The following is a 25765-nucleotide window of genomic DNA, read 5'->3' as shown; positions in this document are numbered from 1 at the left end:
ACTTTTGCCCGCGCCCTCCGCAAAGGAGAGGCATGTCGAAAGCATCCAAACCCTCCCGCCAAAAAATCTACACGCTCCTGGTCGAGATCGGCCGCAAGGAGGGCGATGGCCTGCCCAAAGGCGCCACGGGCGGAGCGTTGATGATCTACGCCTCAGGCGTGGACGAGGCCGAAGCCGTCCGGGAAACCGTCGCGATCCTGAAGCAGGCCGACGTCGCGCCGCTGGATGTCACGGGCTACGGCACGCTCGAAGAGCGCCTCGAAGAGGGCCACGAGATTTCCGATGAGGAAAAAGAGCTGATGCAGCGCGCTCTCGATGAGAACTCGGTGATCGTCGCACAGATGACGCCGTTTTTCGAGGATGACACCGGCACGCGTCACTAAGGCATTTGGCGCCTATCGCGCTGGATTAGAGCCTATTTGGCCCCGAACCATTTGCGATAAATCGTGTCATAGGTCCCGTTTTCGCGAAGCTTCAACAGGCTGTGGTTGATCTGATCGGCATAGGGAGAGCTGGTCGGCAAAGCGATGCCGTAGTTTTCCGGCAAGAAAATCGGCCCCACCATGCGCCCCACACCCCGGCCCTCGTGGTTCACATAATAGGCCAGGATGGGCGCATCGAAGACGACAGCATCAATATCGTCATTCTCAAACGCCTCGATCAGCTCCCCGGGATTCGCGTAATCCACAAAATTGAGATCGCGACGCATAAGGAATTCGGCCGCCGTCGAATTGGCAACGGTGCCAATGGATTTGCCATAGAGATCGCCAATGCCGGAGACGTTCGACTGGATCGCCTCGACTGTCAGCACGGCTGTGATCCGGGCAACGAAGACAGACACAATAAACAGAGACGAAATCACCAGAAAGACGCCAAAAACGCGGCCCATCGGGGAGCGGGGCTGACGTTCTTCGAAGCCGCCATTCACAACGAGGTTCAGGGCCCACCAAAAGGCCGGGAACATCGCCTTGCGCGCGGGCATGTTGAAATACTCTTGGTGGTGCTTTTCGAAATACCACATCAACATGCCACCGCCGAACAACAGGGCGAAGGCGCCAGCAATGTACAAAAGCATGTCTGTTGAGAGGATCGCGGACCAAATCGTGACCTCGCCGCCATCGGCCCGCGTCATGATCTGAAGCCCGGCCTCGAAGATCGGCTGGGTGAAGTCCATGACCAATTCACGGTTCGAAGTGATCGAGATATTCGCAATGGCGGCATCCGCCTCGCCGGTCTCGATTTCCCCCAGCATCTCCACAAAACTGTCGACACGCGAGATGCTATAGCTCCAGCCAAGGTCCTCGGCCAGCGCCTCCCACAGCTCCATGGAAAAGCCAGTTTGCTCGCCATCGACTTCCATCGAAAATGGCACACGCGTGATGGTCATGACCCGGTGGTCCTGAGCCGCGGTCATGTGGGGGGCAAACAGCACAAAGAGTGTCGCAAAAACGCGAAGAACATGTTTCATCGGATTCCCTCATCTATCTGCGCATATGGCATAGCCCACGGGTCTCTTTCAATCGTCGATCATGAGAGGAGGCCCGCATTAAAGGTCAGAAATACCGAGGTGACATAAGTGCAACGACTTCGTGTCGCATAAGCCTCATGGTCGTCCTGTTCGGTATCGCCCTCACGGCACAAGCTTCGCATTGCCCCTCGGCGCTGGCCTCGGTAACTCTACAGGGGAACACTGCCAAAGGACGCCTCATGCCCCTAGACCCCGTCGATTTGACCGCCGCCCTCATTCGCTGCCCAAGCGTGACGCCGATTGAAGGTGGTGCGCTGGAGCTGCTCGATAAAACTTTGACGGAGGCCGGGTTTGCCTGCACTCGGGTGGACCGCAACGGCACGCCAAACCTTTTTGCTCGCTGGGGCGATAAGGCCGCTCCGCGCACACTGGGCTTTAACGGCCATACGGATGTGGTTCCGGTGGGGGATGAGGCGGCTTGGACCTGCAACCCCTTTGGAGGCGAAATCAAGGACGGCAAGCTTTGGGGACGGGGAGCGACCGATATGAAGTCCGGGGTCGCCGCTTTCGTGGCCGCGGCCTGCGATTATGCGACCCAAACCCCGCCGAAAGACACTGCAATCATCATCACCATCACGGGCGATGAGGAAGGCGATGCGACAGACGGCACCATCGCGCTGTTGGACTTTATGGACGCGACAGGAGAGGTGATGACCGACTGTATCGTTGGCGAACCGACCTGTCCGAACACCATGGGCGAGATGATGAAAATCGGACGCCGTGGGTCGATCACAGGCTACTTTACCGCGCGCGGCACGCAGGGGCATGTCGCCTACCCGCAGCAGACCAACAATCCCGTCCCCGTTCTGGCCAGCCTCATGGCGGAGCTGTCGGCGCATAGTCTTGATCAGGGAACGGAGCATTTCGATCCTTCCAACCTCGAAGTCACGACCTTTGATGTTGGCAATGCCGCCACCAACGTCGTGCCCGCGCAGGCCCAGTCCACCGTCAACATCCGCTTCAACGATGCACATAGCGGCGCCTCTCTCAGCGATTGGATGCGTGCAAAGGCCAAGACCGCCACTGAGCGCACCGGCATCGAGATCGATGTAGAGTTCCAGATTTCGGGCGAAAGCTTTTTGACGCCGCCCGGGGCGTTTGTCGACATGGTGGCGAATGCCGTTGCCAAGGAAACGGGTGTGACCCCGATCCTGTCCACGACGGGCGGAACATCGGATGCGCGCTTTATCAAAAACCACTGCCCCGTGGTTGAATTCGGGCTGGTTGGCAAGACCATGCATAAGGTCGACGAGCATGTGGAGGTCGAGCACATCAATGCGCTCAAGACTGTCTATTCCCGCCTGATGAGAGACTATTTTGCATGACCGTCACAATCTCAAAGACTGAAGATGTCCAAGCCTGCCTCGATCTCAGAATGACCGTTTTTGTCGAAGAGCAAAAGGTTCCTGTCGAGGAAGAACTCGACGATCTGGACCCCGTCTCCACACATTTTCTGGCCACCGATGAAAACGGCACACCTGTCGGCACCGCACGCGTCTATGAAGCTGGCGAAATCGGCAAAATCGGCCGGGTTTGTGTCGAAAAATCGCAACGCGGAACGGGTCTTGGAGCACGTTTGATTGAAACATGCCTCACAGAGCTCAAACAGCGTCCTCACCTCAAACAAGCCAAACTCGGCGCCCAGACCCATGCCATCGGGTTTTATGAACGCTTCGGATTTCACGTCATCGGCGAGGAATATCTCGACGGCGGCATCCCGCATCAGGATATGGTGTTGGTCCTGTGAGACCCTGCCTGATCGTCATGGTGAAAGAACCGCGTGCAGGTCGGGTAAAAACCCGTCTTGCGCGGGATTCGGGTCTTATTCAGGCGACATGGTGGTATCGGCATCAGGCTCTGAGGACACTCCGCAACCTGACCGATCCGCGATGGGACACGGTCCTCGCCGTCACACCAGACCGTGACGGGGTGCAAAGTTCATTCTGGCCAGAGCATTTTCCCCGCATTCCACAAGGACCGGGACATCTCGGCCAACGCATGGCGCGTGCCTTGCGCCGCATGGCGCCACGCCCGACCTGCCTCATCGGGTCAGATATACCCGACATCGAAAAGTCCCATATTGCCGCCGCTTTCGCTGCATTAGGGTCGCATACTGCCTGCCTCGGGCCCGCCACGGATGGTGGATATTGGCTGATCGGCCTACGTCATCCTGCGCAACAACCGACCGGTTTTCTGGATCATGTGCGCTGGTCGACAGAATGGGCCAAAGCAGACACGATTGCCTCAGCCAAATCTCTGAATTGGGCTGAATTAGAGACGCTTTCCGACATCGACACCGGCGCGGATTATGCGCAATGGGTGGCCCGTCTGTGAAATCCTCGCGACAGCGTGCTTTGCCAGTGGTGAGGCGCATCGGCTCATGGTAGAATCACCGTATGAGCAGGATCCCGACTAAGGACGAAATCCTCCAATGGATTTCCGACAACCCGACCCAAACCGCAAAACGCGATATTGCCAAGGCTTTCGGCATCAAAGGCGCCGCGCGGATCGATTTGAAACGCGTTCTCAAGGAGCTTGAGGACGAGGGACATCTTCGCAAACAGCGCAAGACCTATCGCGATCCCGATAAATTGCCGCCCGTCTCCGTGCTTTCCATCTTGGCGCCTGATCGCGATGGCGATTTGTTTGCGCGTCCGCTGGAATGGGCTGGCGACGGCCCGGAGCCCCGCGTTTTGATGTCTCTTCGAGAGAGTGATCCCGCGCTTGGAGAGGGCGAACGCATCCTTGCCAAACTTCAAGAGGTCAAAGGCGAAGACCATCAATATGTGGCACGTCTGATCCGGAAAATAGGCTCTAATCCACGTAAAATCCTTGGAATTTACAGAAAAGATGCCGAAGGCGGTCGCGTTGTGCCCATCGACAAGGGGAGCGACAAAGACTTTCTCGTGCGGTCCGGCAACGACTACGGCGCCAAGGACGGCGAGCTCGTCGAGGCCGAACAGTCCGGCCCGAAAAACCGGATGGGGCTGCCGCAAGCGCGGATCATCACCCGTCTGGGTGATCCGTCGGAACCCAAAGCCGTCTCTCTCATCGCGATCCATCAACACGGCATCCCGGATGATTTCCCGGACGAGGTCATTGCGGAGGCCGACAAGGCCAGACCTGCAGGGTTGAAGGGGCGCGAGGACCTTCGTGACCTGCCGCTTGTGACCATCGACCCGGCGGATGCGCGGGACCACGATGACGCAGTTTGGGCCGAGTTCGACCCTGATCCGAAGAATGAAGGGGGCTTTATCCTTTGGGTCGCCATTGCCGATGTCGCGCATTACGTGACGCCCGGTTCAGCGCTGGATCGTGAGGCCTGGAATCGGGGCAACTCGACTTATTTCCCGGACCGCGTCGTGCCGATGCTGCCGGATCGTCTGTCTGGCGATCTCTGTTCGCTTCACGAAGGTGTGCCGCGCGCCTGCCTTGCTGTGCGGATGGTCATCGATGCGGATGGTAAAAAGCTATCGCATCGCTTTCTGCGCGGCTTGATGAAATCTGCCGCCTCTCTGAACTACGCCGAGGTCCAGGCCGCCCGTGACGGTCAGATCAACGAGGCCTGCGGCCCGCTGATGGACAAGGTGATCAACCCGCTGTTCGAGGCCTATGAGGCTCTCAAACGTGCCCGAAAAGCCCGTCAACCGCTGGATTTGGATCTTCCCGAGCGCAAGATCGTGCTGGGTGAAGATGGGCGAGTCAGCTCCGTGGCGCTGGCAGAGCGTTACGATGCACATAAGCTGATCGAAGAGTTCATGGTGCTGGCCAATGTGGCCGCAGCCGAGGAGCTGTTCCATCGCAATCGGCCGCTTTTGTATCGTGTGCACGAGGAGCCCTCGGACGAAAAGATGGATGCGCTGCGTGAGGTGGCCCAGTCTTCCGGCTTTACGCTGGCCAAAGGTCAGGTGATCCACACCTCCCATCTGAACAAGCTTTTGGCACAGGCCGAGGGCACCGATCATGACGAGCTGATCAACATTTCGACCCTGCGCTCGATGACACAGGCCTATTACCACCCTGAGAACTACGGGCACTTCGGGCTGGCGCTTCGGTCCTACGCGCATTTCACCTCGCCGATCCGGCGTTATGCCGATTTGATCGTGCACCGCGCGCTAATCTCGGCGCATGGTTGGGGCAAGGATGGGCTGTCTCCCGAAGAGATAGACAGGCTCGAATCCACCGCAAAACACATCTCAGAGACCGAGCGCCGGTCGATGACGGCGGAGCGTGACACGAATGATCGCTACCTCGCCGCCTATCTGAGCGAGCGTGTTGGCAATGAGATGACCGGGCATATTTCCGGCATTCAAAAATTCGGCGCCTTCGTCAAACTGGATGAAACCGGTGCCGATGGGTTGGTGCCCGTGCGCACCATGGGCGCGGAGTTTTTCCATTTCGATCCGGAAGAACAGACCCTCATGGGCGCCGATACGGGCATTGTAATTTCCATCGGGCAAAAGGTCACCGTTCGGATCGCCGAGGCTGTGCCTGTGACCGGGGGGCTGGAGCTGGAACTTCTGTCCGTCGATGGCGCCATGTTGCCCCGTGGCCCGCGTCGCGCCAAAGGTCGACCAGTATCGCGCAAGTACAACAAGAGCAAAGCCAAAAAAGCCAAGATACAGAAAAAGGTACAGCGCCGCAGGAAATAAGATCGCAGCGGAAATTTGCCGCCCGCGATTTGTCCTGTTCAAGCCACAGGCCGATTCAGTTTAGCCTGAGACAAAATTAAAATGGAGCAGTCAGTATGCGTTCTCTTGTTCTTGGTGCCGCCGGTATTTTTCTCAGCCTTGGCCTGTCCTCAATGTCGGCGCAAACGCCGGGTCGAATGATCGAAACCCCGCCCCAACTTCCAGGAGCTCATTTGGTGCAAAATGTGGCATCTCAGGCCGGATTCGAGACTTGGATCACGAATTTCAAACAGCGTGCGCGGCGCGAAGGCATTTCCGAAACAGTGCTGACGCAGGCGTTTCGCGGCGTTCACTACAACACGGATGTGATCGCCAAAGACCGTCGGCAATCCGAGTTCACCCGGCAGATCTGGGACTATCTCGACAGCGCCGCCTCCCCCACCCGCGTCTCGAACGGCCAGAAAGCGATGCGCCAACATGCACGCACGTTGGATGCGATCGAGCGCCGCTTTGGTGTCGATAAATATGTCGTGGCGGCTGTCTGGGGGCTTGAAAGCGCTTACGGCGAACATCGCGGCGACATCAATGTGATCGAGGCGATGGCGACGCTGGCCTATGACGGGCGGCGCGGCGCGTTTTTCGAGCAACAGCTCATCGCAGCTCTGAAAATTCTTCAAAAAGGCGACACGCATCCGCGCAATATGAAGGGCAGCTGGGCGGGCGCCATGGGGCACACCCAGTTCATTCCGACGTCCTTTGAGGCCTTCGCGGTCGATGGCGATGGCGATGGCAAGCGGGACATCTGGTCGGATGACCCGACGGATGCACTGGCCTCCACCGCCGCCTATCTCGCGCGGCATGGCTGGAACAAGGGTCAGCCTTGGGGCGTCGAAGTACGTCTTCCGCGTGGATTCGACTATAGTTCCGCGCGTCGGAACAATATGCGCAGCCCCGCGGATTGGGCCGCTTTGGGCGTGGTTGGGGTCGATGGCAAGGCTGTGCCGAACTATGGCCGCGCCTCGATCCTCTTGCCCGCAGGCTCTGCAGGGGCCGCTTTCATGATCTTTGACAACTTCGCGGTGATCGAACGGTACAACAAAGCCGATGCTTATGTGATCGGCGTCGGTCACCTGTCGGATCGGCTCAAGGGCGGGCCTGCTATTCAGGCCTCCTGGCCGCGCGGGTATCAGCCGCTGTCCTTCGATGAAAAGAAGAAAATGCAGCGGATTTTGACGCGCAAAGGCTTTTTGGACGACAAGGTGGACGGCATCATCGGTCCGAACACGATCAATGCCATCCGTGCGTTTCAGACCTCCATCGGGGTCACCCCCGACGGCTATCCGTCACAGGAATTGCTGAAACAACTGCGCTGATTTCTAGGCAAGGTGGCCGGAGAACTCGGCCACCAATGCCTCGTAGATGTCACGCTTGAACGGCACGATATCAGAGACCAATTCGGCCGAATTTGACCATTTCCACTGACCGAACTCCGGGTGATCCGTCTCGATATTGATCATGGTTTCCGACCCCGTCAGTCGCAGCACGAACCAGAGCTGTTTCTGGCCGCGATATTTGCCCTTCCAGACCTTCCCCAAAAGGTAATCCGGCAAATCATAGGTCAGCCAATCCGAGGTCTGCGCAACGACCTCGACCTGATCCGCGGTCACCCCGATCTCTTCCCACAACTCCCGCAGCGCCGCCTCTTGCGGCATCTCGCCCGGATCAATCCCGCCCTGCGGCATTTGCCAAGCACCCGGCGTGTCGATGCGCTCGCCAACAAAGACCTCGCCTTTGTCGTTCAACAACATGACGCCCACACACGGGCGATAGGGAAGCGTGGAGAAATCTGTGCTCATGGGTCTTCTTTGCCTTCAGTAAAAGGGGCGCTCAATGCGCCCCCTTATAAGTTCAGTTGTGTGGGATCAGTTGCCGATTTTCGACAGACCTTTCAAAAGGTCGATCGCATAGGCCAGTTGGAAGTCCTCATCGCGCAGTTTCGCGGCCTCTTCGGCGGCGGCGCGTTCCTCTTCGATCTTGGCACGTTCGTCTTCGGTCAGGCTGTCATTGTCCAGCGCCCCACGCAGATCGGCCTCGGAGCGGAAGGTTGGCGTGTCCTCCGTCTCTTCCGTGACAGGCTGGCGCGGCGGTTGCTGTACAACGATGTCGGGCGAAATGCCCAGCGCCTGAATCGAACGACCCGACGGCGTATAATAGCGCGCGGTCGTGAGACGCATGGCGCCCTCGGAGCGCAGCGGCATGACGGTCTGAACCGAACCCTTGCCGAAAGATTTGGTGCCTACCACAACCGCGCGGTGATGATCCTGAAGCGCGCCGGACACAATCTCGGACGCCGAGGCAGAGCCGCCGTTGATCAGCACGACAATCGGTTTGCCCTCGGCCAGATCGCCCGCTGTGGCGTTCACGCGCGTGCTTTCTTCGGGGGAACGGCCACGGGTCGAGACGATCTCACCCTCGTCGAGGAAGGCGTCAGAGACCTTGATCGCCTGATCCAAAAGACCGCCCGGGTTGTTGCGCAGATCGACGATGATGCCGTCGACATTGTCGATGCCACCCAGTTCTTCAATCCCCTCTTTCAACCCGCTTTCCAGGTTCGGATAGGTCTGGTCGTTAAAGGTCGTGACACGCAGCACGATAGCATGATCTTCGACACGCGAGCGCACGGCGGTGAGTTTGATCGTGTCGCGGATGATCGAAACGTCAAACGGCTCTTCGACGCCTTCGCGCACCACGGTGATAATAATCTCGGAGCCGACCGGCCCGCGCATCATCTCCACAGTTTCGTCCAAAGTCATGCCCAGAACGCTTTGACCGTCCACGCCGGTGATGAAATCACCCGCTTCGATGCCGGCGATGTCCGCGGGCGTCCCATCCATGGGCGCGACGACTTTGACAAAGCCCTCTTCTTGGGTCACCTCGATACCAAGACCGCCAAAGGAGCCGGAGGTCTGCACCCGCATGTCTTCGGCGTCTTTCGGCGACAGGTAAGACGAATGCGGATCGAGCGAAGAGAGCATGCCGTCAATCGCCGCCTCGACCAGTTCCTCTGCATCGACCTCTTCGACATATTGCGCGCGGATGCGTTCGAACACATCGCCGAACAGGTCGAGCTGTTCATAGACATTCGACGATTTTTCCGCCTCCTGCGCCAAAAGCGGCCCCGCGAACTGGGTCGAGATCAACGTGCCTGCAAGGATGCCGGCCACGCCAGCCATCATGTATTTTTTCATCTCATTCCTCTCTCACGAACCCACATCTGCAAGTTCTGGATCGTCTCAAAGCGGACCACCAGCGAACCACCGTTCCGGGTTCACGGGCCGACCGCCCTCTCTTACCTCTATATAAAGCGTCTCCGACAGACTCGCGCCAGTGCCTTGGGTGGCATTTTTGACAAAGTCGTCGAGATCGGGGGATGCGCCCCCCATGAGACCCACGGCCGTCCCAGCGGGAATAACCGCGCCGACATCACCATAGACCTCATCCAGCCCGGCCAGAATGAGCAATAGATCATTTCCGGGCTCAAGGATGATCACGTTTCCGTAGTCGAGAAACGGTCCCTTATAGCGCACGGTGGCGGGCCAAGGTGTGGTCACCAACGACAAGGGCCGCGTCGCCCAGAGCCAGCCCGGACGTTTTACCCCCGCCGCATCGGCCTCTTCATAGCCCCGCAACGGTCGCCCCGGCACGGGGGCCTCCCATGTGCCCGGCTCCATCGCTGGCATGGGCGCAATCCCATCCACCACATCCATCACAGCCAGACCCGAGGCAAAGGCTTCGAGCGTTTCCGAGCTGTCAATGAGCGTCTTGATCCGTTCTGGGTCCATCGTGAAACGGCGTGGCAGATCGGTGCGATCCGACATGGCCTGCGACAGATCGGTGCGCGCCTGTTGCACGTCCTGAAGGCCTTGCGACAGAGTCGCCAAGGCCTCGCTCTGCAACTCGCGCAGGATTTGCACCTCTTCGAGCCGGATGCGCATGTCTTCGACCTCGGCCTGAACCGAGGGCGCAACGGAGGCCACCAACATGCCCGCGCGCGCCTGCCCCAGAGGACCGTTCGGATGCACCAAAGCTTCGGGCGAAGCGTCCGGTTTCATGCCGATGAGAATACCCAAAAGCTGGGCATATTGCCCGCTTTCATCGGTGAACTCACGCGACAGCTCACTTTCGCGCAAAGACACCTGTCTTAGACCCGAACGCATGGCTTCGAGACCATCTTCGTAGGCGCGCACGACACCTGTCAGGGCCTTGACCCTGTCCGGCGCGGACTCTGCGGCTTCCAAGCGGCTATGCGCATCGTTGAATTGCGCAACCGCCAGCTCGGCCAGAGCCGCCGGGCTTTCCTGGGCCATGACCGGCGTGGCCAGCACCAAGGCAAAGGCTGCGATCAGGGTCTTCATTTGACGATGAGACTCACACCCGTCATTTCCTTCGGCTGCGGCAATCCCATCAGCTCAAGGATCGTCGGCGCCACATCGGCCAGCCGCCCGCCATCGCGCAGCGACACGCCTTTGGGTCCGCCAAACAGGATCACCGGCACCGGGTTCGTGGTATGCGCGGTGTGCGGCCCGCCGGTCACCGGATCGACCATGGTCTCGCAATTGCCGTGATCCGCGATTATCAACATCGCTCCGCCAACTTTTTCCAGCTCAGCGACCACCTTGCCCAGACCGTCATCCACCGCCTCACAGGCGGCCATCGCGGCCTCCAGAATCCCTGTGTGCCCGACCATATCGGGGTTGGCGAAATTGGTGACAATCAGGTCGTAGCCCTCATCGATGGCCCAGACGAATTTCTCTGCCACTTCCGGCTCGCTCATCTCCGGCTGAAGATCATAGGTCGCGACTTTCGGCGATTGCGGCATGAAGCGGTCTTCGCCCTCCTCCGGCACTTCCTTGCCGCCATTGAGGAAGAAGGTGACATGCGGATATTTCTCGGTTTCGGCCAGACGGAACTGTTTCAACCCGTGTTTCGCGACCCATTCCCCCAGCGTGTTCTTGATGTCACGCGGCGGGTAGGCGGTCTGCATATAGGCGTTGTGGCCGGTGGAATATTCCACCATGCCCAAGAGCTCCGAATAGGTCGGACGCGGGCCGGTGTCGAAATCCGCGAACTCCGGCTCGCCAATCGCACGCAAAATCTCACGCGCCCGGTCGGCCCGGAAATTGTTGCAGAAAAAGCCGTCACCATCGACGATGCCGTCATAGCTCCCGATCACGGTCGCCTTGACGAACTCGTCGGTATCGCCGCGCGCGTAGGAGTTTTCCACCGCCTCAAGCGCCGTCGCGGCACGCTCCACGCCGATGCCTTTGGCCATCGCCTCATAGGCCTGAGACACGCGCTCCCAACGGTTGTCGCGGTCCATCGCATAATAGCGCCCGATCACCGTGCCGATGGTGGCGAATTCCGGCAGGCGACTTGCAAAGTCGGCCATGAACTTGGCGGCGGATTGCGGCGCCACATCACGCCCGTCGGTGATTGCGTGGATCACAACCGGCACACCGAGATCGGTGATTGCCTGCGCGGCGGCCAGCGTATGTTCGATATGCCCATGCACGCCACCGTCGGAGATCACCCCCATCAGATGCGCCGTGCCGCCCGCCTCTTTAACGGTCTTGGCAAAGCGCACAATGGCCTCGTTTTTAAAGAAAGATCCGTCTTCGATGGCCAGATCAATCTGACCCAAATCCATCGCCACCACGCGCCCTGCACCGATGTTGGTGTGCCCCACTTCGGAGTTGCCCATCTGTCCGGTCGGCAGCCCCACATCCGGCCCGAAGGTGATCAAGGTGTTGTTCGGACACTCCGCCATCAGCCGATCGAAATTCGGCGTCTTCGCCAGAACCGGCGCGTTGGCTTCAGGCGTCGGACCAATACCCCAACCATCGAGAATGCAAAGAACAACGGGTTTCGGCGCGGCCATGGCGGGCTCCTTTACAATAAGAGAACGACCTCTTTGCCCCTATCTAACGCGCCACCGCGCGCGTTTGAACCGCTTTGCGCTTCTTCTTGGCAAAAATACTCTCACTACACCCGATGATAGGGCGATCCGGCCAGAATAGAGGCGGCGCGATACAGCTGTTCGGTCAGCATCGCGCGGGCCAGCATGTGGGGCCAGACCATTTTCCCCAGCGAGATCGAGAAATCCGCCTGCGCGCGCAGGCTCGGGTCGATGCCATCCGCGCCACCGATGACGAAAGCCACATCAGAGCGCCCAGCATCACGCCATTCCGCCAGTTTGCTGGAAAATTCGGGCGAGGACACAATCTTGCCGCGCTCGTCCATCGTGACGATGACGGCCCCTTTCGGCAGGGCGCGCTGCAACAGATCGGCTTCGGCCTTCATGCCGCCGCCTTTCTTGTCTTCGACTTCCGAGATGGTCAGAGGGCCGAGGCCCAGCGCGCGCCCGGTGCGGTCGAACCGGGTGGTATAATCGTCGATCAGCGCCGCCTCAGGACCGGCACGCAGCCGGCCCACGGCGCAAATATGAACGCGCATCAGCTCTCGGTCGACACTTCGGTGGCTTTGCCCTTAAGCGCCTCTTTGGCCTCTTCCGGGGACATCCACATTTTCTCGAGCTGGTAGAAATCGCGCACTTCCGGACGGAAGATGTGAATGATCACATCGCCTGCGTCGATCAGCACCCAGTCGCCCTGTTCCTTGCCCTCGACACGCGAGAAAATACCGAACTGCTGTTTCAGCGTGTCGGACAGTTTTTCCGCCATCGCGGACACCTGACGCGTCGAACGACCCGAGCAAATGACCATGTAATCGGCCACTTCGGATTTGCCCTTAAGGGCAATGGACACGAGGTCTTCGGCTTTGTCTTGATCAAGGAAAGAGGTAACGAAATCGAGCAGTTGCTCGCCTCCGATCTTCACCGGCATGGCTCCCGTCATGGGCGCCTCCGGGGTTGCGGCGCTGTTTGCCGCGCTCTGTGCGTGAGACAGGACATAGTCCTCCTTGGGATACGCGCCGGTCGGCCCCGGCACTGGGCATAGGTTAAAGATAGCATCGCTCTGGTGAAATCTCAATATTTGGGCGCAACTTCCCCATCAGACGTTCAGTCCAACGCCTTCGTCGCAAGGGTCGAGCCATCCAGCACGCGCACTTCGCGTTGCGGGAAGGGGATGGAAATATCGTTGGCTTTGAACGCATCCCATAGCGCCAAATAGACATTGCCGCGCACATTGGTGAGCCCGCCCGTGGGATCGGTGATCCAGAACCGCAGGATGTAATCCACCGAGCTGTCGCCAAAGCCCACGATATGACAGACAGGCGGCTTGGTCGTCAGCACACGGTCCACAGTCTGCGCGGCCTCAATCGCCACCTTGCGCACCAGATGCGGGTCGTCGCCGTAAGCCGTACCGAAATAGATGTCGAGCCGCACAAAATCATTCGTATGCGACCAGTTCACCACCTGACCGGTGATCAGATCTTCGTTCGGGATCAGGTATTCCTTACCGTCCCGCGTGGTGATCGAGGCATAGCGCGCGCCCAGCGCGTTGATCCAGCCAAAGGTCTCGCCCAGAGAGATCACATCACCGGGCTTGATCGACTTGTCCAAGAGAATGATCACACCCGAGATGAGATTCGACACCACCTTTTGCAGACCAAAGCCCAAACCGACCCCAATCGCGCCCGAAAGCACCGCAAGCCCCGTAAGATCAAACCCCACGGCCTTGAGCCCGATGAAAAACGCCGAACCGAACAAAGCGAGCTGCACCACCTTGATGATCAGCTCTTTCATTGAGGGCGAGATATCCTCATTGCGCCGGATTTGGGTCGATGTTTGCCCCGAAATGAGCCGTGCGAAGGTAAAGAGCACGCCGGTGACCACCAGTGCCTTGAGCACCGCCAACGCAGACATGCGGAAGTTGCCAAAAGTGATGGCGACAGAATCGAGAAACTCCGCCGCCCACTCGATGCCGCCAAAGAAATAGAGCGTCACATAGGCCCAAAGCCCCCAGCGCACCAAGCGCCGCAAGGCACGGTTTTTCACCAACTGCACGACCAGCTCGACCGCAACCCAGGCAGAGACGATTCTGGCCAAAATCGCGATCAGATAGGAGCGAGAGGGCCAGGTGACCTCATGCATCACGGCGTAAATGCTCCAAAGCAGCATCGCCCAGACGATCAGCACCAGCCGCTTTTCAATCGCCAACAGCCAGCGGAGTTGCCATTTCGGACGCCCTTCGAGGCCGCGCATCCAATCGCGCATTCGGGTTCGCAGATATTTCCCACAGACCAGCGCAACACTCAGCGCAACCAGAGAAATCCCGATCTGATAGAGATTCCAGCGCCGGAGCAGCCCCTCAAGAAAGGTCAGCACATCGCTGCCCGTCTCGCCCAAAAGGGTGCTGATCTGTGTTGGATCCACGCCGTTCTCCCGTTTTCTTTTCAGCTTTGCATAGCCCTGCGCGTGGCCGCAAGCGCATCTCTCTTGCGAGACTCGCGGGCAAGCTATATGTCAGCGCCATGGAACGTATGTTTGAGATCGCAGACCGTGCATGGTTGCCGTGGCGTTTCCACGGCGCAATGCAATCCGTGCTAGCCCGACTTTGATGTCGGACCTTTCAGCGTGTCCGCGCGCCTGATCCAAAACTTCCAATTTCAAAGCACATCCACGGGAGAGCGAAATGACCGCCCCGAAGACACTCTATGATAAAATCTGGGACGCCCATGTGGCCCATGAGCAAGAGGATGGCACCTGCCTGCTCTATATCGACCGCCACCTCGTCCACGAAGTGACCTCGCCTCAGGCCTTTGAAGGCCTGCGCATTGCGGGCCGCCAAGTGCGCGCGCCGGAAAAAACCATCGCCGTGCCGGACCACAACGTGCCGACCACTTTGGACCGCGTGTCCGGTGTGATCGCCAACGAAGAAAGCCGCATTCAGGTCGAAGCCCTCGACAAGAACGCGAAAGAGTTCGGCGTGAACTACTACCCGGTCTCTGACGTGCGTCAGGGCATCGTGCACATCGTCGGCCCGGAACAGGGTTGGACCCTGCCCGGCATGACCGTTGTTTGCGGCGACTCCCATACCGCGACTCACGGCGCGTTTGGCGCGCTGGCCCACGGCATCGGCACCTCTGAGGTGGAGCACGTTCTGGCAACGCAAACGCTGATCCAGAAGAAGTCCAAGAACATGAAGGTGGAAATCACCGGCAAGCTGCGCCCCGGCGTGACCGCCAAGGACATCACGCTCGCCGTGATCGGCGAAACCGGCACCGCCGGTGGCACCGGCTACGTGATCGAATATTGCGGCGAAGCGATCCGCGATCTGTCGATGGAAGGCCGCATGACCGTCTGTAACATGGCGATCGAAGGCGGCGCCCGCGCCGGTCTCATCGCGCCGGACGAAACCACGTTCGAATACGTCAAAGGCCGCCCGCACGCCCCGAAAGGCGCGCAGTTCGAGGCCGCTCTGAACTGGTGGAAGACCCTCTACACCGACGAAGGCGCGCATTTCGACAAGGTCGTGACGCTGAAAGGCGAAGAGATCGAGCCGGTTGTGACCTGGGGCACCTCGCCCGAGGACGTTCTGCCGATCTCTGCTGTTGTCCCTGCGCCCGAGTCGTTCAAAGGCGGCAAGGTGGACGCGGCGAAACGCGCCATCGAGTACATGGGTTTGGAGGCGGGTCAGAAACTGACCGACATCCAGATCGACACCGTGTTCATCGGCTCCTGCACCAACGGTCGGATCGAAGACCTGCGTGCCGCCGCCGCGATCCTCAAAGGCAAGAAGATCAAGGACGGCATGCGTGCCATGGTCGTGCCGGGCTCGGGTCTTGTGCGTGCGCAGGCCGAAGAGGAAGGTCTCGCCGAGATCTTCAAAGAGGCCGGGTTTGAGTGGCGTCTGGCCGGGTGTTCCATGTGCCTTGCCATGAACCCCGATCAGCTGTCCGAGGGTGAGCGCTGTGCCTCCACCTCGAACCGCAACTTCGAGGGGCGTCAGGGCTATAAAGGTCGCACGCACCTCGTGTCGCCCGCCATGGCCGCCGCTGCCGCCGTCACCGGTCACCTGACCGATGTGCGCGACATGATGACTGAAAACGCCTAAGGAGCCGCTACAATGGAAAAGTTCGAAAAACTGACCGGCATCGCGGCCCCCATGCCGCTGGTGAACATCGACACGGATATGATCATCCCGAAAGTGTTCCTGAAAACCATCAAACGCTCCGGCCTTGGTGTGAACCTGTTCGACGAGATGCGCTATGACCGTCAGGGCAATGAAATCCCCGATTTCGTCCTGAACAAACCGCAATATCGCGACACGCAGATCCTCGTGGCGGGCGACAACTTTGGCTGTGGCTCCTCGCGTGAACACGCGCCGTGGGCGATTGCGGATTTCGGCATCAAATGCGTGATCTCCACATCTTTCGCCGACATTTTCTACAACAACTGCTTCAAGAACGGCATCCTGCCGATCGTGATGCCGCAAGAGGTTGTGGATGTGTTGATGAAGGACGCCGAGAAAGGCTCGAACGCTCGTATGGTCGTCGATCTGGAAGCCCAGACCGTCACCACCTCGGACGGCGAAAGCTTCGCGTTTGAAGTCGACGCGTTCAAGAAACACTGCCTGCTCGAAGGTCTCGACGACATCGGTCTGACCATGGCACATGTCAAAGACATCGACGCCTTTGAAGCCACTATGGCACAGGCACGTCCCTGGGTCTGAGGCCGACAGGAATTAAGATCAAAGAACGGCGGCCCTTCGGTCGCCGTTTTTCATTGAGTTTACTTGGCTCGCATCAGGCGGCGTATCTCGGCCAGGCTGTCCAATTGCTTTGCACTCGGCGCCTCACCGACGCCCGCATAGACCGACGTCAGGATACCCTCGACCGGACCGTAGCCCTCCGAGCCCGAGAGCTTATAGAGCTTGCGCGCCAGACGGGTGATGGCTGGGCTGGTGCCATGACAGGACGCAATCAGCCAATCGGAAAGCGTCTTGATTTCCTCTGCATCCGTAAGGGTAAATTGCAGATCCTTTTGTAAACGGATCACATATTGCAGGATCAGCTCAGAGGTCGGATAGCCCGCCTCATCGATGAGTGCTTTGACCAAAGCGGCAACGGCGATCCGAGCATCGTCGATTTGCTCGACGGGATGCGTGCCCGATTTGCGGGTAAAGCCGAAACGCCGAATGGCGAGGCGAATATCATCCGCAACACCGACCAAATCCGACGCCGCATTCGCCGCATTGCGGGCCCGGTTCATGTAAAAAAACGCTGTCACGGCAGCTCCGAGAAGGGCCAGTAAGATTGGCATATTGATACTCCGAAAATATGTTCGGCGGATTATCGAAAGTTCAATTGCGTCGCACAACGGGAAAAATCCCTTACAAAGACCTTTTTACAGGGCAGCGTCATGTTTACCTAAGCCAAGCAAGATGCGCGGCACAGGAGAATAAGATGACGAATTGGAAAACATGGGTCGCAATCGGCGTTTTGACTTTTTTCTTCGGCCTTCTGGCGCTCGGCAATGTGGTTGCGACCTCGCTTGCGATCACCGTTTTGCTCGGCACGTTGTTTATCGTCGCAGGGGCGGCGAAACTTTGGGCCGGGTTCTCCGGCGTCGCGCATGAGAACCGCGTCTTTTCGATGATCTGGGGGCTGATCAGCCTGATGATCGGCGTCAGTTTCGTGGCCAATCCGATGGACGGTACGGTCTCTCTGACCCTCGTCATCACATTCTTCCTGCTGATCTCCGGGGTGGTCCGGCTTTTGATGGCCTGGCGGATGCGGGAAAGTCGGCTGTTTTGGATGCTCTTGCTGTCGGGCGCCGTGACGGTGCTTTTGGGCGGCTATATCCTCGGGAATTTCGCCGCGATCTCGCTGTCGCTTTTGGGTCTTTTGCTCGGCATCGAGCTTTTGGTCGATGGCGCGGCTCTGGTCGGATTTGGTCTTTTCCTGCGCAAGTTCCGATCGTGATGAGAGCGGCGACCCATTCGGGCCGCCGCATCCATGATCCTTACTCCATCGCGGGAAGCAGGCCCTGCGTCTGGGCATCCGCCAGCTCTTCGATGGTCACCTCGCCATCGCCATCGGCATCGATCGCGGCAAAGGCATCTTCCGTCAGGCTGGGATAAACCATTTGCATCTCCTCCATCGAGTAGGTGCCATTCCCGTCCGTATCCATCAGCGAGCCCTGAGCAAAAGCCGGAGCGGCCATGAGGGTCAGTGCGCCAAGGGTCAAAGCAATCGGTTTCATGTCATATTTCCTTTCAGTTTTGTTGTGCCCCTATCGGGCTATTCAAAACGACCGTGGGCCGTTGCCCTGAGAGATACGCCCAAAATGAAATGGCTCAAGACGCTGAAACTATTGGAAAGATTTTGCGCATAGCCCCGCCATACAGCTGCGCATTGTCGCCCAGATTTGGGCGGATTGCGGCACATCGGCGGGTTTTGATGCCGAAAACCGGCGACAAGATGCCAGAATTGAAAAGAGGGGCCGAAGCCCCTCTTGATCCGTGCACAGTTGTGCCTACTGCCTCAGCACCCGATCTGCATCTCCGGCACATCAGCGCCATGAATGAGCTTGGCCTCCGTCATCTCAAGGATCACTTCGAGCGGCACATTGGGCGCACGTTCAATGAGATGCAGCCCATCGTCCTCTGGTTTCAACACGGCCAGTTCCGTGACGATCAGGTCGACACGACGCTCAGAGGTCAGTGGCAGGGTGCATTCCGGCACGATCTTGGCCTCGCCTTTCGCGGTGTGCTGCATCGCGATGATTACCTTTTTCGCACCCGTCACCAGATCCATCGCGCCGCCCATGCCGGGGGTGTAATGGCCGGGGATCATCCAATTCGCCAGATGCCCCTTTTCATCGACCTGCAAAGCGCCCAGCACCGTCAGATCAAGATGCCCGCCGCGGATCAGCCCAAAGGAAAAGGCGGAATCGATGGTCGACGCCCCCGGCACGAAGGACACAAAACGCCCACCTGCGTCGGTGAGGTGACGGTCCGTCATGCCCTCGGGCGGGCGATGCCCCATGCCGACAGCACCGTTTTCGGCCTGAAAGAACACGCCCATGTCTTCGTCGAGATAATCCGACACCAGGGTCGGGATGCCGATGCCAAGATTCACAAGGCTCCGAGGGGTGATTTCCTGCGCCACGCGGCGCGCAATGAGGATTTTCGGGTCCATGATTGTCGCTCCTATGCCGAGGTCTTGATGACGTGATCCACGAGCACGCCGGGGGTTTTGACCAGATCGGGCGGGATCATCCCGACGGGCACGATCTCTTCGGGTTCGCAGATCACCGTATTGCCCGCGAGTGCCATGATCGGATTGAAATTCGTGGCGGTGAGCATGTAGGCGAGATTGCCAACATAATCACAACTCCGCGCCGCGATCAGCGCAAAATCGGCCGTGAGCGGTTTTTCCAGCAGGAAGGATTTGCCATCGACCTCGATGATCTCCTTGCCCTCCGCAACCTTGGTGCCCACGCCCGTCGGCGTCAAAATCCCACCGAGGCCAACGCCCGCCGCGCGGATGCGTTCGACCAGCGTGCCCTGCGGCACCAATTCGACCTCCAATTTGCCCGAGGCGAATTGCGCCTGAACGATGGTGTTGAGGCCCATATGGCTACAAATCAGTTTGCGCACGCAGTTTGCGGCGAACAGCGGGCCGGGGCCAGTGGTGTCGCGCGCCGTGTCATTGGAAATCAGCGTGAGATCCTTTTTGCCCGCCTCCGCCAGCCCGCGGACAATCCTGTCCGGCACGCCGACGCCCATGAAGCCCGACAACATGACGGTCGCGCCATCCGGGATGAGATCGACCGCCTCGTCGATTGATATGGCCAGATGCATGTCTTCTCCTCCAAGGCTTGCTCTGTTGCCGGGGAGGTAAAGCGTTTCCATGCTTTCGGTCAAGAATGTGAAAAAGCGCCATTTTTCACGAGAAGCCGAGGCCGGTGAGAAAGCGCCCTAGATATGGTATCTCGCCCAAAGCGCGCCACAAGCGCGGTCCACAATGATGCAAAATCGCACCGCTTTGTCCACGAAACCGCCCAAATTCAACGATTAACCTTAACCATTCCTTGCTGGCAGATACGAAAGAAGGCAAAAGTTGGGCAAGATTGAGGCAATCCGTCATAGTTGGCGGGATCAAAATGGGAAAAGAGCGCGGCATCGTATCGCACTCAACCAGTTTGAAGGGAAATGGGCAGTGGTTCATCGCATGCTGGGAGCGCTTTTGCGTGCATTCTTGGTGGTCGTTCTGATCATCATGCCGTCCATGCTATTGCCGAATGTGTCCAACGATGCCGCACAGGTCGTCGCGCTCATCGCTTTCTTTGGCGCGGCTCTGACCTTTTTCGAATATGTCTCCGCCTATCCGGGCCTCGTGGAATTTCGCGACGCACCGCCATTTAACCGGGTGCGTTTCACCTCGCTTTTCATGACCATCGTGCTGCTGTCTCTGATCGCACGCGGCACCCACAGCCCCACCATCGTCACCGAATTCGTCACCGCCATCGGCGCGCTGATCGGCTATGTGCTCGATTTCCCCTATTCGCCCGTGCGACTGATGATCCTCGCGATGCCGGAGGGCAGCTCCGCGCAAGAGCTTGAAATGATGCGCGAAGCGGCGGGGATGAGCTATTTGATTTCGCTTTTGGCGCTGTCGATCTTTCTGATCACGCTGCGGGTCGGGCATTGGCCCTCTCGCTCCGGCTCCTTCAATGTCTGGATCAACCTGCCGACGTTCGATCCGACCGCAGGAGGCGATGTGGTCGAGCGGCTGAAACGCGACGCGCGTTTCAACATCGTGATCGGGTTTGTGTTGCCCTTCCTCATCCCTGCGGTGTTAAAATCGGCCTCAAGCATCTTTGGGGGCCTTGGCGTCACCACTGACCAATCCATGATTTGGGCCGTTGCAGCATGGGCATTCCTGCCGTCATCTCTCTTCATGCGGGGCATCGCCATGGGGCGGATCGCCTCGATGATCGCGGAAAAACGTCGCCAGACCTACGCCCGCGTCGATCTCGACCACCTGCCGGCGTGATCCGCCTCGCCATTTTCATCCTATGCCTGTTGCCCGTCTCTTTGGCCGCTGAAGCGCCATTGCGCGTCGCCACATGGACGGTCGAACTGACCCGCAAAGGCCCCGGGCTTTTGCTGCGCGACATCTTGGAGGGCGACGATCCACAGGTCATGGCCGCAATCCAGCACATCGACGCGCTCGCGCCGGATGTGCTTTTGCTCACAAGTTTCGACACCGATCTCGACGGTCATGCGCTCAGGGCTTTGGCGGATCAACTTGGCTATCCCTATCATTTCACGCGACTCGGCAATTCGGGTCGGCCGACGGGCCGCGATCTTGACAAGGACGGGCGCTTAGGTGAACCCGAGGATGCGCAATCCTATGGCGAGTTCACCGGCCAAGGCGGCCTGGCGCTCCTGTCGCGCCTTCCGATCGTGACCGAGGACATCCGGGATTTCTCCGAAATGTTGTGGCGTGATCTGCCCGACGCGTCTCTGCCGGAGGGGTATTTCGACGCCGAGGATTTGGACGTGCTGCGCCTGTCGTCTCATGCGCATTGGGATGTGCCTGTGCTTTGGAACGAGACAGCTCTGCACCTCTTTGCCTACGCCGCCACCTCGCCGGTGTTCGACGGAGATGAGGATCGCAACGGGCGCCGCAATGCCGATGAAACGCGGTTCTGGTCGCTCTACCTCGATGGTGCCCTGGCGGTGCCGCCGCCCGAAGGAGCGTTTATCCTGTTGGGTGACAGCAATCTCGACCCCATGGACGGCGACGGACGGCGCGAGGTGATGCAAGCGCTGCTTTCAGACCCGCGTTTTAAGGACGTAGAGCCCCGCTCTGACGCTGGCCCAGAAGCGAATCCAGACCATCTTGGAGACCCCGCACTGGACACCGCCGACTGGACAGACCCCCTGCCCGGCAATCTGCGCGTGGACTATGTTTTGCCCTCTTCCGAGCTGGCGGTCGTGGACGCCGGTGTCGCCTGGCCCCAAGTGGAGCTGAAAGAAAACGACTTTCGCCACGGGCTTGTCTGGGTTGATATCGCTCCCATTCCTTGACGAGGCGGCAAGCAGTCGTTACGCCGCTTTCAACCTTAAAAAACCAAGGACTGGACGCGACCATGAGCACGCCTTCTCTTCTCATTCTCCCCGGTGACGGCATTGGCCCCGAAGTGATGGCCGAAGTCACCCGGATCATCGACTGGTTCGGCGACAAGCGCGGTTTGAAATTCGATGTGACCATGGATCTCGTGGGCGGTGCAGCCTACGACAAACATGGCGTGCCGCTCGCGGATGAGACCATGGCGAAGGCGCAAGAGGTCGATGCCGTTCTTTTGGGTGCCGTGGGTGGTCCGAAATACGACGTGCTCGATTTCTCCGTGAAACCGGAACGCGGCCTGTTGCGTCTTCGCAAGGAAATGGACCTGTTCGCCAACCTGCGTCCGGCACAGTGTTTTGACGCGCTGGCCGATTTCTCCTCGCTGAAGAAAGACATCGTCGCCGGTCTCGACATCATGATCGTGCGCGAACTGACCTCTGGCGTTTACTTCGGCGAGCCGCGTGGCATCACCACGGTGGACGGCGAGCGCATCGGCATCAACACCCAGCGCTACACCGAATCCGAGATCCGTCGCGTCGCCATCGCCGCTTTTGAGCTGGCGATGAAGCGCAACAAGAAACTCTGTTCGATGGAAAAGGCCAACGTGATGGAGGCCGGCATCCTATGGCGCGATGTGGTCACCGAAGTGTCCGCCGATTACCCCGAGGTTGAGCTGTCCCACATGTATGCCGACAACGGCGCGATGCAGCTGGTCCGCGCGCCGAAACAGTTCGACGTGATCGTAACCGACAACCTGTTCGGCGACATTCTCTCCGATTGTGCGGCGATGCTCACCGGCTCGCTGGGCATGCTGCCCTCTGCGTCGCTGGGCGCGCCGATGGAAAACGGCCGTCCGAAGGCCATGTACGAGCCGGTGCACGGCTCCGCGCCGGACATCGCAGGTCAGGGCAAAGCCAACCCGATCGCCTGTATCCTGTCTTTCGCCATGGCGCTGCGCTACTCCTTCAATGAAGGCGCTGAGGCAACCCGTCTCGAGCAAGCGATTGAGAAAGTGCTCGCCGATGGTGTGCGCACCGGCGATCTTTTGGCAGACGAAGGGGTCACCCCGGTGTCCACCTCCGGCATGGGCGACGCGATCCTCGCCGCTCTGGACGCCTCGCTCTAAGCCTCGCCACATCTTATGCAAAAGGGCGTCTCCATCGAGGCGCCCTTTTTATGTCATCAGTCGAAAATGTCGAAAATATCCTCGGCCATATCGAACAACCGATGCGCCGTGGATTTGCGTTTCTTTTTCTTCTTCGAGGTCTTCTTCGGACCAGACAGTTTTTCTTGAAACGCCTTCTTGCCTTTGATCGCCACGGGCGCCTGCGGTTTGTGTAACGCCTTCATCCGCGACAAAGGCGCCCCGCAGGCCGAGCATTTCAGCTCGTGCCGGGTCGTTCCGCCCAATGTCAAAACCGTTTTCGACCCACAATAGCAGCAGGTTGCAGATTTCTGTGTGTAATACATGGGCAATCACATGGGGACGCACGTCACAGGACACAAGGCTTTGCGCCGCCTTGAAAGCTCCGTCTCACATGCTACCGTGAATGGCGAAACAGACAGGACAGCGCATGAATATCACCGGAGCCTTCTACGCCCTCGCCGCTTTTGCGGTGTTCTCGACCCATGACGTGGTGATCAAATTCCTGGGCGGCTCCTATGCGCCGTTCCAGATCATCTTTTTCTCGACGCTGTTCTCATTCCCTCTGGTGATGTTCATGCTGATCCGCGACCGGACCGAGGGCCACCTACGCCCCGTCCATCCCTGGTGGACGCTGTTTCGCACCATTGCGGCGATGATCAACACGGCCTCTGCGTTCTACGCCTTTTCCGTCCTGCCGCTGGCACAGGTCTATGCGCTGATCTTTGCCACGCCGCTGGTCATTACCATCCTGTCGATCCCGGTGCTGGGAGAACGCGTGGGCTTTCACCGCTGGGCCGCTGTCATCGTGGGCCTGATCGGCGTGATCGTTGTGCTGCGCCCTGGCGGGACCGAATTCACTCTGGGCCATATGGCGGCGCTGTCCTGTGCGGGCTTTGGCGCATTCGCCTCCGTCGTCGTCCGCAAAATCGGCCGCGAAGAGCGCACGGCCGTGTTGATGCTCTATCCTTTGATCGCCAATTTCGTCGTCATGGGGCTGGCGATGAGCTTCTTCTACCGCCCCCTCCCCTTGATGGATCTGGGCTCTATCGGCCTTGTATCGCTTTTGGGCTTTACGGGCGGTGTGGTCCTTATCCTCGCCTATCGCGCCTCCGAGGCCGCCATCGTCGCCCCGATGCAATATTCCCAGATCATCTGGGCCACGATTTTCGGCTATTTCATCTTTGGCGAAACCGTCGATATGCCAACCATCCTGGGCGCAGGAATCATCATCCTTTCCGGCCTCTACATCGTCTTCCGGGAAGCCAGCGGCGGACATTCGGAGAATACCCCGGTGCTCAGAACCCGCTCGCGCGCCTCGTCCGCAGCCTCTTTCCGCATTTCACCCTTTGTCAGACGCGGAAAACTTCAATGATATTGGAGTCAAAAGCGCGAATTCTCTCTTGCCAAACCCCGCCTGTCGCTATATTCCGCCCGTCACGGTCGGAGCGTAGCTCAGCCTGGTAGAGCACTGTCTTCGGGAGGCAGGGGCCGGAGGTTCGAATCCTCTCGCTCCGACCAATTAAAACATGGGGTACGCCCCATAGTTTTGCCACTTTGCCCCCCATAGTTCTGCCTCTGGCTCATAAAATAGGCACCTTTTCTCGTCAGATGGTTTCGGGGGTCGAGCATCTTATGAACTCAATCCCTTGTGAAGCTTTTTTATAAGAGTGGGCGGATTGCGGACCTTCGCCCCGCCGGGAAACTGCCCAACACGCGTTGGCGAAAGCTGACATTGGCGATTGAACAAATTCACATACACAGGCTTAGAAACACATCTAAACTGATCCGTGGGTTACCAATCCAATTTTGGATCAGAAGGCACATACCAAAGGTCTCGAATTTCAGTGTCATTACTATTGGGGGTCGGAGTGGCATCACGCACCCTGAACGTCGTCGGTATGTTAACAGCGTTGCCAAAGATGAGGGCGTATTGCTTTGGCAAGGAGGGAAGCCTCCTGAGGACTGTATCAGATATAAAGGGCGTCATTTGCCTGATCTGTCCGAGGTCATCAGGATTCTGAATCCGATGGATGATGTGTCCGTCGTCAGAGTTTTTGGGGCAGTTAGCGGCCTGATCTAAGAGAGGGTCTGGCTCATCTGGTTGGTTTGATTATGCGGCGGATTTGCGGTGAAGCAAGCGTCGCGTTTCGATGGTCTTCCGTTTGATCCTTTCTCGTTGTTTCAGAATGGTCTGGCCGCGCCCGAAGTAGACATCGGCCGGAGTAAGGTTCTGCAGGCTCTCGTGGTAACGCCGGTGATTGTAGTGATCGACAAAGGCGTCGATCTGCCGCCGGAGATCGCCGGGCAGGTAGTAGTTCTCCAGCAGGATGCGGTTCTTGAGCGTCTGGTGCCATC

27 protein-coding genes and 1 tRNA gene are annotated in these 25765 nt (G+C 58.8%); 14 read left to right on the top strand and 14 right to left on the bottom strand.

What is annotated here, in order from left to right; all coding sequences use genetic code 11:
• The first annotated feature begins 32 nt into the window (after positions 1 to 32).
• The gene (locus tag ACN0X0_RS13295; RefSeq protein WP_417279545.1) at positions 33 to 383 is read left to right on the top strand and encodes a hypothetical protein; all 351 of its coding nucleotides are present in this window, start codon (positions 33 to 35) and stop codon (positions 381 to 383) included.
• A gap of 32 nt (positions 384 to 415) precedes the next feature.
• Here ACN0X0_RS13295 and ACN0X0_RS13290 read toward each other — a convergent pair whose 3' ends face one another.
• On the bottom strand, positions 416 to 1468 hold the full coding sequence (locus tag ACN0X0_RS13290; protein ID WP_417279544.1) for a transporter substrate-binding domain-containing protein: 1053 nt from the start codon (positions 1466 to 1468) through the stop codon (positions 416 to 418).
• Between the two features lie 239 nt (positions 1469 to 1707).
• Between ACN0X0_RS13290 and dapE the strand changes: the two genes are divergently transcribed.
• From dapE to ACN0X0_RS13265, 5 genes are all read left to right on the top strand, one after another.
• A complete protein-coding gene (gene dapE, locus ACN0X0_RS13285; protein ID WP_417279543.1) occupies positions 1708 to 2853 on the top strand; it encodes a succinyl-diaminopimelate desuccinylase in 1146 nt (381 codons plus the stop codon).
• A complete protein-coding gene (locus ACN0X0_RS13280; protein ID WP_417279542.1) occupies positions 2850 to 3275 on the top strand; it encodes a GNAT family N-acetyltransferase in 426 nt (141 codons plus the stop codon). The genes dapE and ACN0X0_RS13280 overlap by 4 nt, the downstream gene beginning before the upstream one ends.
• Positions 3272 to 3862 carry a TIGR04282 family arsenosugar biosynthesis glycosyltransferase gene (locus ACN0X0_RS13275; RefSeq protein ID WP_417279541.1) on the top strand — a complete coding sequence of 197 codons (591 nt, stop codon included), beginning with the start codon at positions 3272 to 3274 and terminating at the stop codon, positions 3860 to 3862. The genes ACN0X0_RS13280 and ACN0X0_RS13275 overlap by 4 nt, the downstream gene beginning before the upstream one ends.
• A gap of 62 nt (positions 3863 to 3924) precedes the next feature.
• Entirely contained in the window at positions 3925 to 6180 is a 2256-nt protein-coding gene (rnr, locus tag ACN0X0_RS13270) for a ribonuclease R (protein WP_417279540.1), read from the top strand.
• Between the two features lie 176 nt (positions 6181 to 6356).
• Complete coding sequence (locus ACN0X0_RS13265; protein ID WP_417279676.1) at positions 6357 to 7532, top strand: lytic murein transglycosylase; 1176 nt, start codon at positions 6357 to 6359, stop codon at positions 7530 to 7532.
• A 3-nt stretch (positions 7533 to 7535) separates the two neighbouring features.
• Here the strand turns inward: ACN0X0_RS13265 and ACN0X0_RS13260 are convergent, their stop codons facing one another.
• From ACN0X0_RS13260 to ACN0X0_RS13230, 7 genes are all read right to left on the bottom strand, one after another.
• On the bottom strand, positions 7536 to 8015 hold the full coding sequence (locus ACN0X0_RS13260) for an RNA pyrophosphohydrolase (RefSeq protein ID WP_417279539.1): 480 nt from the start codon (positions 8013 to 8015) through the stop codon (positions 7536 to 7538).
• A gap of 66 nt (positions 8016 to 8081) precedes the next feature.
• Positions 8082 to 9407, bottom strand: coding sequence for a S41 family peptidase (locus tag ACN0X0_RS13255; RefSeq protein WP_417279538.1), 1326 nt, complete (start codon positions 9405 to 9407; stop codon positions 8082 to 8084).
• A 45-nt stretch (positions 9408 to 9452) separates the two neighbouring features.
• Entirely contained in the window at positions 9453 to 10574 is a 1122-nt protein-coding gene (locus ACN0X0_RS13250; protein WP_417263353.1) for a murein hydrolase activator EnvC family protein, read from the bottom strand.
• Positions 10571 to 12097: a 2,3-bisphosphoglycerate-independent phosphoglycerate mutase gene (gpmI, locus tag ACN0X0_RS13245; RefSeq protein WP_417279537.1), complete on the bottom strand. Its 1527-nt coding sequence runs from the start codon at positions 12095 to 12097 to the stop codon at positions 10571 to 10573. Before gpmI ends, ACN0X0_RS13250 begins: the two co-directional genes overlap by 4 nt.
• 104 nt (positions 12098 to 12201) lie before the next feature.
• Positions 12202 to 12672: a 23S rRNA (pseudouridine(1915)-N(3))-methyltransferase RlmH gene (rlmH, locus tag ACN0X0_RS13240; protein ID WP_417279536.1), complete on the bottom strand. Its 471-nt coding sequence runs from the start codon at positions 12670 to 12672 to the stop codon at positions 12202 to 12204.
• A complete protein-coding gene (rsfS, locus tag ACN0X0_RS13235; RefSeq protein ID WP_417263351.1) occupies positions 12672 to 13073 on the bottom strand; it encodes a ribosome silencing factor in 402 nt (133 codons plus the stop codon). The genes rlmH and rsfS overlap by 1 nt, the downstream gene beginning before the upstream one ends.
• 164 nt (positions 13074 to 13237) lie before the next feature.
• On the bottom strand, positions 13238 to 14554 hold the full coding sequence (locus tag ACN0X0_RS13230; protein WP_417279535.1) for a mechanosensitive ion channel family protein: 1317 nt from the start codon (positions 14552 to 14554) through the stop codon (positions 13238 to 13240).
• A gap of 259 nt (positions 14555 to 14813) precedes the next feature.
• Between ACN0X0_RS13230 and leuC the strand changes: the two genes are divergently transcribed.
• Both leuC and leuD read left to right on the top strand, forming a co-directional pair.
• Complete coding sequence (gene leuC / locus ACN0X0_RS13225; protein WP_417279534.1) at positions 14814 to 16235, top strand: 3-isopropylmalate dehydratase large subunit; 1422 nt, start codon at positions 14814 to 14816, stop codon at positions 16233 to 16235.
• A 12-nt stretch (positions 16236 to 16247) separates the two neighbouring features.
• A complete protein-coding gene (leuD, locus tag ACN0X0_RS13220; RefSeq protein WP_417279533.1) occupies positions 16248 to 16853 on the top strand; it encodes a 3-isopropylmalate dehydratase small subunit in 606 nt (201 codons plus the stop codon).
• Between the two features lie 59 nt (positions 16854 to 16912).
• Here the strand turns inward: leuD and ACN0X0_RS13215 are convergent, their stop codons facing one another.
• Complete coding sequence (locus tag ACN0X0_RS13215; protein ID WP_226551299.1) at positions 16913 to 17410, bottom strand: hypothetical protein; 498 nt, start codon at positions 17408 to 17410, stop codon at positions 16913 to 16915.
• Between the two features lie 176 nt (positions 17411 to 17586).
• On the opposite strand from ACN0X0_RS13215, the gene ACN0X0_RS13210 reads away from it, so the two are divergent.
• Entirely contained in the window at positions 17587 to 18105 is a 519-nt protein-coding gene (locus tag ACN0X0_RS13210; protein WP_417279532.1) for an HdeD family acid-resistance protein, read from the top strand.
• Between the two features lie 40 nt (positions 18106 to 18145).
• Here the strand turns inward: ACN0X0_RS13210 and ACN0X0_RS13205 are convergent, their stop codons facing one another.
• From ACN0X0_RS13205 to ACN0X0_RS13195, 3 genes are all read right to left on the bottom strand, one after another.
• On the bottom strand, positions 18146 to 18385 hold the full coding sequence (locus tag ACN0X0_RS13205) for an EF-hand domain-containing protein (RefSeq protein ID WP_226551304.1): 240 nt from the start codon (positions 18383 to 18385) through the stop codon (positions 18146 to 18148).
• 281 nt (positions 18386 to 18666) lie between these two features.
• The gene (locus tag ACN0X0_RS13200) at positions 18667 to 19323 is read right to left on the bottom strand and encodes a 3-oxoacid CoA-transferase subunit B (RefSeq protein WP_417279531.1); all 657 of its coding nucleotides are present in this window, start codon (positions 19321 to 19323) and stop codon (positions 18667 to 18669) included.
• Positions 19324 to 19334: 11 nt separating this feature from the next.
• Positions 19335 to 19988 carry a CoA transferase subunit A gene (locus ACN0X0_RS13195; RefSeq protein WP_417279530.1) on the bottom strand — a complete coding sequence of 218 codons (654 nt, stop codon included), beginning with the start codon at positions 19986 to 19988 and terminating at the stop codon, positions 19335 to 19337.
• A 358-nt stretch (positions 19989 to 20346) separates the two neighbouring features.
• Here ACN0X0_RS13195 and ACN0X0_RS13190 point away from each other — a divergent pair, with 358 nt between their 5' ends.
• The 3 genes from ACN0X0_RS13190 (at position 20347) to leuB (ending at position 23389) form a co-directional block, all read left to right on the top strand.
• Positions 20347 to 21183 (top strand): hypothetical protein, encoded by an 837-nt coding sequence (locus tag ACN0X0_RS13190; protein ID WP_417279529.1) that lies wholly within the window; start codon positions 20347 to 20349, stop codon positions 21181 to 21183.
• Positions 21180 to 22223, top strand: a complete 1044-nt coding sequence (locus ACN0X0_RS13185) for an endonuclease/exonuclease/phosphatase family protein (protein ID WP_417279528.1) — start codon at positions 21180 to 21182, stop codon at positions 22221 to 22223. The genes ACN0X0_RS13190 and ACN0X0_RS13185 overlap by 4 nt, the downstream gene beginning before the upstream one ends.
• Before the next feature lie 62 nt (positions 22224 to 22285).
• On the top strand, positions 22286 to 23389 hold the full coding sequence (gene leuB / locus ACN0X0_RS13180; RefSeq protein WP_417279527.1) for a 3-isopropylmalate dehydrogenase: 1104 nt from the start codon (positions 22286 to 22288) through the stop codon (positions 23387 to 23389).
• 56 nt (positions 23390 to 23445) lie between these two features.
• Here leuB and ACN0X0_RS13175 read toward each other — a convergent pair whose 3' ends face one another.
• Positions 23446 to 23733 (bottom strand): hypothetical protein, encoded by a 288-nt coding sequence (locus tag ACN0X0_RS13175; RefSeq protein ID WP_417279526.1) that lies wholly within the window; start codon positions 23731 to 23733, stop codon positions 23446 to 23448.
• Between the two features lie 104 nt (positions 23734 to 23837).
• On the opposite strand from ACN0X0_RS13175, the gene ACN0X0_RS13170 reads away from it, so the two are divergent.
• On the top strand, positions 23838 to 24782 hold the full coding sequence (locus ACN0X0_RS13170) for a DMT family transporter (protein ID WP_417279525.1): 945 nt from the start codon (positions 23838 to 23840) through the stop codon (positions 24780 to 24782).
• 69 nt (positions 24783 to 24851) lie between these two features.
• Positions 24852 to 24928 (top strand) — tRNA-Pro (locus tag ACN0X0_RS13165).
• Between the two features lie 592 nt (positions 24929 to 25520).
• Here the strand turns inward: ACN0X0_RS13165 and ACN0X0_RS13160 are convergent.
• A partial coding sequence (locus ACN0X0_RS13160; RefSeq protein ID WP_417279524.1) for an integrase core domain-containing protein occupies positions 25521 to 25765 on the bottom strand: 245 nt, incomplete at its 5' end.

This window comes from Celeribacter sp. (assembly GCF_048270365.1).
Classification (GTDB): Bacteria; Pseudomonadota; Alphaproteobacteria; order Rhodobacterales; family Rhodobacteraceae; genus Celeribacter.
The sequence above is the reverse complement of the archived record's forward strand: the minus strand, read 5'-3'. Positions and strand labels throughout refer to the sequence as shown.